This is a genomic window from Actinokineospora lacus, from assembly GCF_053813445.1.
In genome coordinates this window covers 181,422-194,410 of record NZ_JBQERA010000014.1, presented here as the reverse complement: position 1 = coordinate 194,410, position 12,989 = coordinate 181,422, and the positions used below count along the sequence as shown (strand labels likewise).

7 protein-coding genes and 1 pseudogene are annotated in these 12,989 nt (G+C 66.7%); 1 reads left to right on the top strand and 7 read right to left on the bottom strand.

Going from position 1 to position 12,989, the window contains the following annotated elements; genetic code table 11:
• Positions 1 to 23: 23 nt before the first annotated feature.
• The 4 genes and pseudogenes from ACTG9Q_RS28735 to ACTG9Q_RS28720 all read right to left on the bottom strand — a co-directional run.
• Positions 24 to 932, bottom strand: a complete 909-nt coding sequence (locus ACTG9Q_RS28735) for an IS3 family transposase (RefSeq protein ID WP_455576070.1) — start codon at positions 930 to 932, stop codon at positions 24 to 26.
• 5 nt (positions 933 to 937) lie between these two features.
• Complete coding sequence (locus ACTG9Q_RS28730; protein ID WP_455576044.1) at positions 938 to 1,249, bottom strand: transposase; 312 nt, start codon at positions 1,247 to 1,249, stop codon at positions 938 to 940.
• On the bottom strand, positions 1,216 to 2,247 hold the full coding sequence (locus ACTG9Q_RS28725; RefSeq protein WP_455576043.1) for a hypothetical protein: 1,032 nt from the start codon (positions 2,245 to 2,247) through the stop codon (positions 1,216 to 1,218). The genes ACTG9Q_RS28730 and ACTG9Q_RS28725 overlap by 34 nt, the downstream gene beginning before the upstream one ends.
• Positions 2,248 to 2,661: 414 nt before the next feature.
• A pseudogene (locus ACTG9Q_RS28720) lies at positions 2,662 to 3,943 on the bottom strand (IS701 family transposase); the annotation flags it as partial.
• Between the two features lie 290 nt (positions 3,944 to 4,233).
• On the opposite strand from ACTG9Q_RS28720, the gene ACTG9Q_RS28715 reads away from it, so the two are divergent.
• Positions 4,234 to 5,088: a hypothetical protein gene (locus ACTG9Q_RS28715; RefSeq protein ID WP_455576042.1), complete on the top strand. Its 855-nt coding sequence runs from the start codon at positions 4,234 to 4,236 to the stop codon at positions 5,086 to 5,088.
• Positions 5,089 to 5,153: 65 nt separating this feature from the next.
• On the opposite strand, the gene ACTG9Q_RS28710 is transcribed toward ACTG9Q_RS28715, so the two are convergent.
• The 3 genes from ACTG9Q_RS28710 to ACTG9Q_RS28700 form a co-directional block, all read right to left on the bottom strand.
• Entirely contained in the window at positions 5,154 to 6,320 is a 1,167-nt protein-coding gene (locus ACTG9Q_RS28710; protein WP_455576041.1) for a hypothetical protein, read from the bottom strand.
• 624 nt (positions 6,321 to 6,944) lie between these two features.
• Positions 6,945 to 9,332: a UvrD-helicase domain-containing protein gene (locus ACTG9Q_RS28705; RefSeq protein WP_455576040.1), complete on the bottom strand. Its 2,388-nt coding sequence runs from the start codon at positions 9,330 to 9,332 to the stop codon at positions 6,945 to 6,947.
• A 203-nt stretch (positions 9,333 to 9,535) separates the two neighbouring features.
• Positions 9,536 to 12,844: an AAA domain-containing protein gene (locus ACTG9Q_RS28700; RefSeq protein ID WP_455576069.1), complete on the bottom strand. Its 3,309-nt coding sequence runs from the start codon at positions 12,842 to 12,844 to the stop codon at positions 9,536 to 9,538.
• Positions 12,845 to 12,989 lie beyond the last annotated feature (145 nt).

Below are 12,989 nucleotides of genomic sequence, written 5' to 3'. Positions count from 1 at the left end.
TCCCCGATAACCCGAGGTGGTTGTTACCTGGATCGGGTCGGTGATGCCGGGATGGTAGTCGGTTCGGCCTGGGCGGTGTGCCAGGCGGCTTCGTACTCGTCGGGGCTGAGCCAGCCGAGGTCCTTCTGGATGCGTTCGGTGTTGTAGAACCCGTCGATATAACGGAACAGCTCGTTCTCGGCCTCGTCGCGGGTGCGCCAGGACCGGCGGTAGACCAGCTCGATCTTGAGCGTGGAGAAGAAGTTCTCCATCAGGGCATTGTCGTACGAGTCGCCGACCGACCCCATCGAAGGCAGAATCCCGTTGTCCGCCAAGCGTTCCGCGAACCGGAAGGCCGTGTAGGTCGACCCGCGGTCGCTGTGGTGGATCAACTGCCCGTCGCGCACGTCGCGGGACCAGATCGCGTATTCCAGCGCGCCGAGCACGAGGTCGGTGTCGCAGCGGTCGCTGGTCTTCCAGCCCACGATCCGGTTGGAGAACGCGTCGCGCACCGCCGCGAGCCAGAACACACCCTCGCCGGTGCGGATCCGGGTCGCGTCGGCCACCCACAACCGGTCCGGCGCGGACGCGGTGAAGTCCCGGTTCACCCGATCGGGCGCCGGTGCCGCTCGTGGATCCTGCCTGGTCGACGGGGCGCGCCACTGTTTGCGCAGGAAGGCGCCCTGCAGGCCGGCCTGGCGCATCAGCCGCTCGACACGCTTGCGCGACACGCGGACGCCCCGACGCCGCAGCACCTGGTGCACCCGCGGACTGCCGTAGGTGCCGCCCGAGGCGGTGTGGATGTCGGCGATCTCCGCGGTGATCGCCCGGTCCTCGCGTTCGCGGCGGGAGGGTTCGGCCTGGCGGGCCACCCAGCCGTGGTAGGTGGAGGAGGCGACGCCCAGGACCCGGAGGACGAACTCGACCCCGAAGCGGCCACGAAGCTGCTGCACGAGCTTCACGACCGTCGCCGGGTCGGGTTGAGTTCCGCCGCGAAAAACGCGGACGCGGTCTTCAGGATCTCGTTGGCGCGCTTGAGTTCCGCGTTCTCCCGCCGCAGCCGGCGCAGCTCCTCGGACTCGATGGTCATGGGCCGGTCGCCACGGTCGCCGCGGTCGGCCTCGGCCTGCCGGATCCAGTTCCGCAACGCCTCGTGGTGCACGCCCAGCTGCTCGGCCAGGCGCCGGATCACCGGCTTGGGATCCGACTCCCGGTACAACCGGACAGCGCGGGACCTCAGCTCGTCGGGGTACTTCTTCGGTGGTGCCACGGACGACTCCCTTCAGGCCCTATCGGACCATGTCTGGAAAGCCACCGGGCTACCGGGGGAAGCTCAGCGGCCCCGTTCACCGGTTTCCTGGGGATTGGCTCTCCCAGATCCCCGAGCCTGCGGTTGTGCATGATGTCGTCGATCACCTCGGGTAGCGGCATCGGCAGCCGAGCTCCCGCAACGGCGAGCATGTAGGTGATATCCCTGGTGAAAGCGCCCGCGGTCGTCGTAATGGTTGTGGGGATCTTGAAGCCCTTCGGGGTGAACCCGGCCTCGACGGCGCCCAGGTGGAGATAGACGCCGAGCCAGGTGCTCATCTCGGACGTGTCCGAGAAGGTCATCGGTACGCCGTCGAACCGGAGTTCAAACTCCTGCTCGAAAACGACGATCTTGCGCATGCCCGATGGCAAGTGGATCGGCAGGCCGTGCTTCCGCTTGAAGTAGTAGTCGCTCTGTTCAGCGCGGTGCTTGATCCGGTTGCCCTCGGCCCAGTCGCTGACGCTGTCGAACACCGTCATGCTGCCCGCAGCTCGGGTACGCACCAGCTTGACCCTATGACCGGCCTCCGCGATCTGTGCAGGGAAGTTGGGCTCGATATCGACCAACGAGACCAGCCGGTCACCGGAGTTCTCCGCGTCGAACGTCAAAGCCCATCTGATGGTTGATGACCTCCTGCCGGCGTCTGTCGCGTCGTGGTGGAGGCCGAAGACCTTCTGAAAGCCGAAGTTGTTACGCAGGACAAGACCTGCTTTGACCGCCTCAAGCGCGCTGTCCGCCGTGGAGCGCCGGACAGCCATGACCGCGAGAACGGCGGTCAACGCGGTCAAACCGGCTGCGGCAAGCCACATCACCACCGGGTTCTTGGCCCATTCCCACGAGGCAGGCAGCAGCGGCGTCGCCAGGTTTACTGCCACGGCCTGAGCACCCGTGGCCAAGGCGGCGACCGCGGCCAGCACGGCCGCGGGCAGCAGGCGGGACTTTGTCGATGATCCGGTCACGCTAGTGGAATCGTGAGCAGCGCCTCAGGTGTTGCGGGCGGGGCAGCTTCCCGTGCTCGCCCGCTCGCCACGACTCCGGGGGCAGCGACGGTCCAGGTCCGCGACGCGAAGCCTCGAACTGCAGGTGCGACAGGCCCAGCGGTCGTCGTCGCGCACTCGCTTGGTTCGGTCGTCGCATTCGGGGCGCTGCACGAGCACGGAGGGCCGGTGCCGTTGCTTGTGACACACTCGGCTCTCCGCTCGCGATGAGCACTGGCTGAGCAGACGCTCGATGGGATCTCAAAGAGCTCCCGCACTGGCCTAGTAGGACTTCGTTAGGTGCTGTTGACCTGTGGTTTTGTTGTTGGTGTTCGGGTCTGGACGGGTTGGTGGCAGGTGTGGCAGTGGCCTGTCCAGACCGCGAGTAGGTGTTGGAGGTGGCGCAGGACGGCGTGGAGGGTCAGTCCTGCGCAGGGGCTTTTGGGGTGCGGCGGAGCTTGGTGCAGATCGCCTGGGCGAGGGATGCGAGGGTGACGTGGCGGTGCCAGCCGAGCCAGGAACGGCCCTCGAAGTGGTCCAGGCCGAGGCCGTCTTTGAGTTCGCGGTAGTCGTGTTCGATGCGCCAGCGGATCTTGGCGATCCTGACCAGGTCGCGTAGCCGGGTGTCGGGCGGGAGGGTGGACAGCCAGTAGTCGGTGGGCTCGGCGGCGCCGGTGGGCCATTCCGCGAGCAGCCAGCACTCCGGAAGGGTGCCGTCGGCGGCTCGCGGGATGTGGCGGTTGGCCGGGCGGACCCGCAGCGCGAGGAACCGCGACCGCATCCGCCCGGTCGGGTTCGCCGGGTTCTTGTGGGAGCCGTGGCGCCAGACGACGAACTTCCCTGCCGCGCGGCCCGCAGCCGTCACCAGTGTCTTCAGATCGATCGGCGGATCGGGGTAGCGGGGTTCGGGTCGGCGACCGATTCCACGGTAGGCAGGTGTGACCGCCACCGCTGTGGCGGGGTGGGCGGTGGTGGTCGGGTTGACCGCCACCGCGTAGGTCAGGCCGCGGTCGGTGAGTCCCTGGCGGAAGCCGGCAGCGTCGCCGTAGCCTGCGTCGGCCACCACGGGCCGCGCCGGCAGGCCCCAGTCGGCGAGTTCGTCGATCATGTCCAGCGCCAGGCGCCACTTCTCCCGGTGCCGTTGGTCGTCGGGGATCGCGCACCGCCGCCGCCTGCGCCGGGTTTCGGCGGCCTGATCCGGGTCGACGGCTTTGCGGTCGTCCCAGGACTCGGGCAGGAACAACCGCCAGTCCAGTGCCGCCGACGCCCAGTCCGTCACCGCGTGCACGCTCACCCCGACCTGGCAGTTCGCGCGCTTGCCCAATGCTCCGCAGTACATCCGCGCCACCCCCGGCGAGGACATTCCGTCCTTGGGGAACCCGGTGTCGTCCACCACCCACGCGTCCGGATCGACGAAGTCCCGTGCCCACAACGCCAACCGCCGACGCACCTCGACGTGATCCCATGTCGAGGTCGTGACGAACTGCTGCAACTGCTGGTGATCCACCCCGAGACGCTCACCCATCGGCTGCATCGACTTGCGCTTGCCGTCCAACAACAGGCCACGCAGATACAACTCGCCCTTGCCCCGCTGGTCACGCCGGGCGAATCCACCGAACATACCCGCCGCGAAATCCTCGATCACCGGGCGAACCAACGCCATCTCCTCCGACCTCACCGCCACAGAAGACCACACCACCGACACACCCCATCACCCGACCTAACGAAGCCCTACTAGCCGCGGCGCATCGGCGTATCGCCCGGCTAGAGGCCGAACTGGCGTTAGCTTTCGTAAAGGTGTGGGCCTTCGCGACTTACCTCGGGACGCGAGACCGGCGACACCGATGCTCGCTCGCCTTTGCGCACCGATGGCCCCGCCAGGTTGTCGCTGACGACTGGAGGGCCGTCCTGCGGCTGTTGGACCGTCGCGACAGAGTCGGGCGCACCTGCGTCATCACTGCCAACCGTGTGTACAACCTCTTGCCATCCGCACTCATACCGATCTTGGTCCGGTACTGTGCTGTCATCATTGAGCAGCCTGGTGCGCAGAACTCGACGCACAACAACGTGGTAGGCAGTCCGGACACGGTCGTCCAGACTCGCTCGGCGCGTGATGTCCACGTCAAGGTTTCCCATGAGCGCCGCGGCTTGTGGGCTGTGGTGGCTGTCGTGGCGATGTTGATAGTCGCACTTGTGGTCGTGGTGCTGTTCCACGGTGAAGCCGGGCAGCAGACGTTGACTCCGGTGCCCGAGCGTGACGGGCAGATGGTTGCGGCGGTGGCTGAGCAGTCGCCGGTTGCATGCCGTTCAGGGTGGGTCGTGAACTCGCCTGGGGACAAGGCAGTCCCGTATAGCCGCACGGTCCCGCCCGCAGGCGGGACCGTCAGCAGCGGTGGCCAGGTCACTGTGACCGTGCAGGGCCTTTCCAAGACGTCTGTCGTGATTCAGGAGATCCGGGTCCAGGTACTCGGTAGAGCGCCGTTGAGCGACGCGCTCTACCTGCCGTTGGGGTGCCAGGAGGGAGTGGTTCCCCGCTTGTATTCCGTGGACCTGGATGCTGATGAACCTGTTATGTCAGTCGAACAGGGGACCACTCCTGGGCCGTACCGTGTCGATGAGACGGAACCAGAACAGTTCGTGATAACCCCTGCGGTCGAAACCGGTCTCGTCGACTGGCAGCTAATCATAAAGTGGACGTCCGGGGATAAGAAGGGTGAACTGGTCGTCGACGACTCCGGAAAACCATTTCGGACCGCTTCGGTCACCGGCTTGCGGACGTTCTGCCCAGACTTGCAAAACCGCGTGTGGGTCCCGTCCTGCTGAGCAGCCCGCTTGAAGATTCGACGCCGCACTGCGGTTGGCCCGGTTGTTCTGTCGTCGACACAAGCTCACGGAATCGGAACGGCGGCGTTCCACGTGTGTAGCCACTCCGTGGTCCCGTCATACGAGTAGCCGGTGATCATGGCTTCTCCACCGCGGACGGCGAGGTCCATGAACGTCCAGACCCGGTCGAACCCGTTGCTCCTCACCGGCATGCGGTTCCACTTGATCCCGTCGCGCGAATGCCACACCATCGCCGATGTCGTGACGCCCTCGCCGAGTCGGACGTGTCCCAGGGCGATAAAGCCGCTGCCCCATTGACGTACCACTTCTACCTCGTGTTCTGTCGCGGGCACCACGCCGGCGTCCGGCAAGCGGCCCGGATCCAGAGTGGCGTTATGCCACGTCCCGTCGATCAGGTAGCGGGGCGTGTATTTCAGAGTCTTATACGATCTGGTAAAGACAACTAGCCGAGGGCCTGAAGCGGCCGCGTATTCAATCAGTTCGCCTTCCCATGATATGGGTATCCGCACCCAGTTCAGACCGTTTCTCGATTGATATAGTTCACGTCCGGACCCCACTGTTGCGAGAAAACCCTCAGCGATCGCACTCACCTTGACATCACCGAAAAACGAACTGTCGGTCGAACCTGGGATGACAACCGGGCGGAAAGTCTTTCCGTCGGGTGAATGCCAGACAAGGGCGCCAACCCCTTCTGGGGGATAAAAATCGTAGCTGCCAGCCACGACCACCCCTTGAGGCCCGGCGGCAATCGTGAAAGACATCTTCTCTGCATGACCCACATCGAAGTGGGTCGATCCCAGGCTCAACGTCTCAGCCTGCCACGTGCGCCCATCCTCGGTCCGCCATACGGTCAACGCCTCCGACGTCCAACCCAGCGCATACGCTTGCGAGCCGTGGGCTGCGACCGGGCGAAGCACCGCGAGATCGATCGCACCTTCCAGTGTGACCTCCCGCCACTCTCGACCATCCGACGATACGGCCAAAGCGAACACCCCTCGACCTGACCCGACACCGGTGACATAACCGCCGTCCCATCCCTCAAGATGCTGGTCAGCGCCATAAAGTATGCCTTCTTGAGTCACTGGACCCGCCCATTGACGCGGTTCCGCCTCCAAAGGTTTGACCGATACGATCGCCTGTTCTGTGGTGCAGGCCGTCACAACGGAAGTTGAAAGTGTCATGGCGACGCCGATCGTCAACAACTTGAGCATGCCGCTCCCCACTTCAAGATCATTAGTTGGATCCAACCTATATCGGGCATATCGAGATGGCAAGCAGGTGCAACACTTGGGGGGTGGTAGTTTCTTGCCTGGCGGTACGCCATGAAACCGATGCTTGAAGCGTGTCCAATGCGGTGGCCGTTCGTTGATTGATCATAGTTAGGGGTCGTAGGTCGTGTCGCCGGGTTTGTGGGATCTGGCGCTGCCGTTGCTGCCGTCTTCGGGTGTGCGTCCCACGGTGGTGGGACGCAGAACATCGCTGATGAGGCCGCGTTCGCCGCGATTGTGTGTACGTGCTGGTGTCAGGATGCGCGTGGTGGGGTGCGTGTGTGGCATTGCCGCCGTCTCCGGCAGCGAGGTCGACGGCGCACCGTCGGTTCACGATCTGGGCGCAGGCTAGGGTGTTCGCCTGCCTGCACTGGGAAATCCTGGAGAATGCGCGAATATGGGCTGCTCGACCTGTCCGGGGCGCTGCTGGACTCCGCCCACATGAGAAGTATAAAAGGGAGAACACGCAAGCCTGGGCCTCGTGGGCCAGGTCAAACCCGGTACGAAGAAGTGGCGGATCAACCGCCTCACTAGAATTTTCGCTTGCCTCGCCCAATCATCTTGGTGTCAGGGTCGCGACAACATGCCCTGCGCCTTGAGTTCCGCGCGGAGTTCCGTACGAAATTGCTTGCGTAGGAGGCTGAGGGGTGCTTTTGTGTTGAGCTTCTGGAGAAACTCTGAAACCGGCCAGGTGATCAAGCCGCCTTGTCGGGAAAAATAAAGACCGACGTGTTTGATGTGATATTGGTCGTCGTAGTCGAGCAAGAGATAGCCAGCGAGTTGATATAGTTCCTCTCGGCCGATTCGTCTCGGATCCTTTGTGGATTTGCAGTCCATCAGGAGGCCGTTGAGGATGAGATCAGCATCAGCGGGAACGTCGGCGCTGCCGGTGAAGACAGGGCCGCACACCGAGGCCCCTGATGGGAGCGCTCGGAAATCGCGCAGGGCGCGGTCGGCCAGCTTCATTTGGGCGCGGATGTCCTCGACTACGTAGTCGGGCACGGCGGTCATGAGAGTACCCAAGGTGGTCTCGACGTCCGCTGCCGCAAGCAGGCTGTTCCGCCGGAGCTGACCGGTGCGGTACACGCTCTCAAAGGCGGCTGCGACGTAACACATGCGGGTCATCGCCTCGTCGGTCATCAAGGTCGGGTTCTCGAGGTAGCGGTCGACTGTTGCCAGCAGGACTTGGCCTGCGCTCACTACCGCTTTCCGTCCTGGTCCGACTGCGATACGCCCCGGTTCGGCGAGCAATTGGACACCGGCGGCGACGGCCGGTCCCAGCGTGCCGCCGAAAGACAGGCGAAGCCGGTAGTCCACCGTGTGACCCAAACCCGACCAGTCGGGGTACTGCACGTCCACCGGTTGTATCGGATGTGGCAGTCCGGCCAGGTGCCGCTGGCAGTCTTGGTGCAAGGTGAGCGTGTTCGGGAGATGGCGGGCCATGAAGCGGGCCACGGGTGACTCATCGTGTCGGAGTTGCCCGGTGAGGCTGAGCGAGGCCAGTGGCAACGCGGCGCCGGATATCGCCTTCTCGTACTTGTCGATCCAGGAGAGTCCCCGGAGGTCGACCTCGAGTCGGGCGCGCGTGACCGCCACGTAGATCAGGCGGGCTTCCGCGGGGTGGAGAGCCGCTTGGACGCCGTCCTCGGTGACGGGCGGGGCGTCGAAGCCGGGGCCGATACGGACACGGTCCCACTCCCGGCCTTTGGCCTTGTGCGCTGTCGACACCGACACGTGGGCGGTTTCCTCGGTGGCGAGCAGGTCGACTGCTTTGATGAGCTTTTCGGGGCCGTGTTTGTCGACCAGTTTCACGATGGCCTTGAGATCTTGGCCAGCCTGGTCGTTCTCGACGTAGTCCTGGACCTCTCCCCAGGATGCGAACAGGAACAATTCAGGATGACTGGTCCGTTTTCCACTTTTCAGCTCCCCTGCGGCTTCGGCGACACGCTTGATAGCGTCGCCCCCTCCGGTGAGTGCCACGGGAACCCCATGGTCCAGGAAATCCATCACCTCCCGCATGGCGTCGGCGTTGCCCCTGCACAGGACGACGTCTGGTCGGAGGATTTCACAGATGCGGGACGCCGCCGGACCGCGCCCAGTCAGCCGCATCGGCGACTCCGCGTACCGCAGCCAGCGGTTGGCCTCGTGCGCGATCTGAGGCCCGAACCGGAAAGACTCGGTGAGCCGCAGTGACTCGGCGGGGAATCCGGACATCACATCGCGGGCGTTGCGCCAGGCATAGATCTGCTGGGCCGGGTCGCCGACGCAGATCCGTTGCGCGTCCTGGTTGAGGAAGACTTCCTCCAATACCGGGTTGGTGTCCTGCGCCTCGTCCAGCATGATGAAGTCACCGAGAAGTCGGGGGCCGCGCAGCGCCCACATCTTGAGGTAGTGGTCGTGCTCGAACCGCAGCCTCCCGCTCGTCGAGCGGACGTCTTCCCAGGCTCGCTGGGCGTACGGCAGCAGTTCCCGCGCCAGTTCGTCCCGCTGCGGTCCGCTGAGTCCGTTCACGAGTTCCATGTGCCGTGACATCACCTGCCGGTCAGTGGAGTAGCAGAACCTGCGGACCATGCCCATCACCAAGCGGGCTTGGTGGTTCACTGTGACCGGGTGTGAGCCGATGCGGAGATCCCGGCGGATGCCAAGCAACTGGGCGGTACGCCGGGCGGGAACTCTCTGCTGGTTCCGCAGGCGCTCCCGGTAAGCGTCGCCTACCGCGCGGTAGGCGAGCGCGTGCGCGGTGCTGCACTTGACGTTCGGACCGAACCGCCTGGCCGCCTCCACCGCTATGGACTTGTTAAACGCGACGTAGATGCCCGACCTGGTAGTCGACTCTGCCATCAACTGGAGTGTGGAGGTTTTGCCGGTCCCGGCCCCCGCCACCAAGGCCAGGTCGCGCCCTTCTACGAAGATCTGCCGGGCGGCTTCCTGCTCCTGGGTCGGGTTGACTGCCATCAGCACCTCGCAATGTCGTCTGCGCCGCTCAGTAGTTGATCACCATATAGTCGACAAGGCCCCGAGGCGACGGACGGTGGCGCGGTCGTTGGACGGATAGTTGGGGAGTTAATCGGGTTTCTTCCCGCAGCATGCGCCAGGCGGGGTCACGCGCTTCGGCGGTGTGTGGTGGCGAAAGTCCCTGACCGCGGGGACATCCCTTTCTAGGGTAAATCGAACGCTTGTGATGGATTGTTCGGATGGTCGCCCACAGGGTGGCTGTGCGGAAGGTTGGCGGCGAGTACGTCGAAGTAGCGGTTGGATGACCAGGCTGCGCGGTCTCCGATGACGTAGAGGCGGTGCTTGGCGCGGCTCACCGCGACGTTGAGGAGGTTGGGTTTGCTGGCGGCCCAGCGGCGGGAGCCGGGTTTCGCCGGGTCGCCGCCGAGGACTAGGACGACGATGTCGGCTTGTTTGCCCTGTGCGGTGTGGATGGTGCCTGCGGTCAGGCCGGGGTGGCGGGTGGTGCGAGAGCGCAGCTCGCGGGCGATGTCGCGGAACGGGCCGACGGCCATCACCTTGCGCATGTCGAATCGCAGTGTCACCAGCGCGGCGAGGATCTTGTCGAGCTGGTGGCCTTCCTCGGGGATCCAGTGGCCTCGGGCGACACCGCCGGTCACGTCGATCCACTTCGACGGCGGCAGGCTCGGATAGCGCTCGGCGAACGCCCGGCCCGGGCCGGGGGCGGTGCCGTCGATCATCAGCCCGTCGTAGGCGACCTGGTTGACGATGGCGAACATGGGCTGGTCGCAGCGCCGGTGCACGGTCAGCGGGGCGCCGACCCACGTGGTCTCCTCGCCGTCGGACAGCAGGGTTCCGAACTCGGTCTGCCGGTCGGCGAGGCGCTGCACGGACGTGGAGCTGGGCGACCACTCGCAGGCCACCGCCGTCTCCGCGCGGATCGCTTGCTCGGCCTTGAACGGCAGCGTAGTCACCGGTTCCAGCTGCAACGGGTCGCCGACGACCACGGCGTGCCGGGTCCGCCACAACGCCCCCACCGCGTTCTGCGGGGTGGACTGCCCGGCCTCGTCAACCAGCAGCCACCCGAGCGACTCCTCGCGCAAATGACCGAACAGCCGCGCGTACGAGGCGAAGGTCGTCGACACCACCGGCACGACAAGGAACAGGTGCTGCCAAGCGGCCAAGGCGTGGCCGGGGTCGAGGTCGCGCGGCGCCTCCCCGCCGACCACGTCCATGGCGGCTTGGAGGTTGCGCCGCATGCGGGGGGCCACGTGCCGCAGGAAGGCCTTGTGCAGCCGCAAGGCCGCGAGGAGGACCTCGGTGCGGGCCTGATTCCACTCCGAGTCGGTCCACAGTGCGGCCCGTTCCCGCCGCTCCCGGTCGCCCCACCAGGCCGCGTCCGGGGCGTGCGCGCCGAGGTCGGGGAAACCGGCGACTTCTTGGGTTGACCGGTCCACGAGTTCCCGGGCGGACGCGAGACGGATCGCGGCGTCCTGCCGCGCGCGGGCCGCGGCCACCGCGCGACGCCGCGCGGCCTCAGCGGCGGCGGTCGCCGCGTGCAGCGACTCCGGCGGCAGCGGGTCCTGCGGAGGCGGCGGCACGTGGTGGGCGGTCGTAAGCTGGTGGTTGGCCTCCGCGACGGCGTGGGCGAGCGCCGCCCGCACCCGCCGCCACTCGCGGTGGACCGCGCCCCAGGAGCGTAGCCAGTCAAGGAATCCCGGTGCGGTGGTCTCGTGCCGCGCGGCCGCCTCCTGCCGGGCGGCCAGCTCGACCCGCCACCACCGCACCCTGCCCTCGGCCCGCTCCGTGTCCGCGTCCATGCGCCGCCGAGCCTCCGCGCGGAACGCCCGCAGAGCGCGGTCGGCTTCTTCTTGCTGGTGGCGCAACGCGGCGTCGGCAGACGCCGCGTCCTTGGCCGCGGCGGCCACCTCGTCGTCGCAGAGTCGTGCGGCGTGCTCGGCAGCGCGCTGGGCGGACACGGCTTCCGCCAGCCGAAGAGCGGACTCGTAGTGCGCCTGCCGTCGTAGGCGCATCCGCTCCGCCGCGGCCTCGGCGTCGCGGAACAGGGCAGTCTCCGCCGCCCACGAGCGCTCGGACGACGACGCCGCGTACCCCTGGAGGACGTGCAGCAGACCGGTTGCCGGGTCGGTCGTGTCCTCCTTGTTCTCGTGGTACCAGAACTTCTGCACGAACCGGGTGCGGTTCGCCTTGTTGCCCAGCCGGGCGGCGACCAGCGCCCACGCGGGCGCGGGTGTGCCGTCGTCGGAGGCCAGCAGCGACGCGGCCACGTGCGGGAAGTAGTCGACGGCCTCGGCGGCCTCGCGCCAGGACTCGTCAACGGCGGCCGCTCCCGGGATCTCGTCGGTGATGTTCTCGACCGCGCCGTTGTTGGCCGAGGCGACGACGATCTCGAACCCGGTCAGGTCCGGGCGCAGCACCTCCACCGATCGCGGGTACTTCCCGGTCCGCCAGCGGTGGGTGGTGGCGGTGAACGCCTCGTCCGGGCTCCGCAGCGTCGCCAACGCCCGCGCCCGCGCCACGAGCAGGCCCGCGACGAGGTCGCGCAGCATCGTCGTCTTCCCGGTCCCGGGCGGCCCGTTCACCCCGACCACCCCGGGCTCCGGCATCCCCAGGGCGCGGTTGACGGCCAGCTGCTGGTTCAAGGCAAGGGCGTGTCCGGTGTTGGCGGGCCACCGTCCGGCAGGCACCCGGTCGGGGGCGGTCTCGGCGAAGACATCGGCCACCCGCTCGCGCACGTCCACCCGCCGGTCGACCGGCACGCGGTCGACGGGCCGCAGGTACCGGCCCAGGGCCGCGCCCGCCTCGCCGCGCGCTACGTGCCCGGCTACCCGGTCGAGGTCGGCCATGACGAAGCTGTTGAGGAAGTCGTGCCCGCCGGTGCTGTCGGCGTTGCGCCTGGCCACGATCGTGCTCTGCACGCGGATGCGCGAGCACGGCAGCAGTCCGTCCAGACCGGTGGCCTCGACGGCGGCGGCTAGCGTGTCGGCGAGTCGGGAGCGGCCGAGTTCTAGCGTCTCCCGGCTTGTCGACGTAGTGCCGTCGTCGTCCTCGCCCCAGGGCCGCTTGCTGGTGACCAGCCGCCACCAGGTGTGCTGGTGCTGTTCGGCGGCTTTGTTGAAGTCGGCGGCCCAGTCCTGCTCTCCGGGGCCTTCCGCCATCACCTTGCCGGTCGCCCACGCGCAACTCGACAGCACGAGGGAGTCGGCGACCGCCCGCCCGTCCCCGTCGACGGCGAACGCGGCCAACGCGCTCTCCCCGCCCGGGCGTTCGTCGTAGCTGTCCGGGTCGGGCGTGAATGCCGACGCCACCAGTTCGAACACCTTCTCCAGTGGGAACACGCCCAGGTACACCACATGCCGCCACGCCTGGTAGGCGGTCAGCTTGTGCTTGGCCAGCGGGTGTCCGGGCTCCCACGGCAACGGCTCGCCGGGCACCACCGCGTACACCCGCTGACCGCGGTCCACCTTGGGCACCTGCTGCGGGCTGAACATCTCCACGGTCCGCCAAAACTCCACGACAGCGGCCCGCCGCGCGTCCTCCATACTCGGCCCGTCCTCCCCACGAATCCCACCGACAAGCAAAGCGGAGCCTAGTGCACCAAGATCAAGAATTTCGTTCACATTGGAGGGAGCCCTA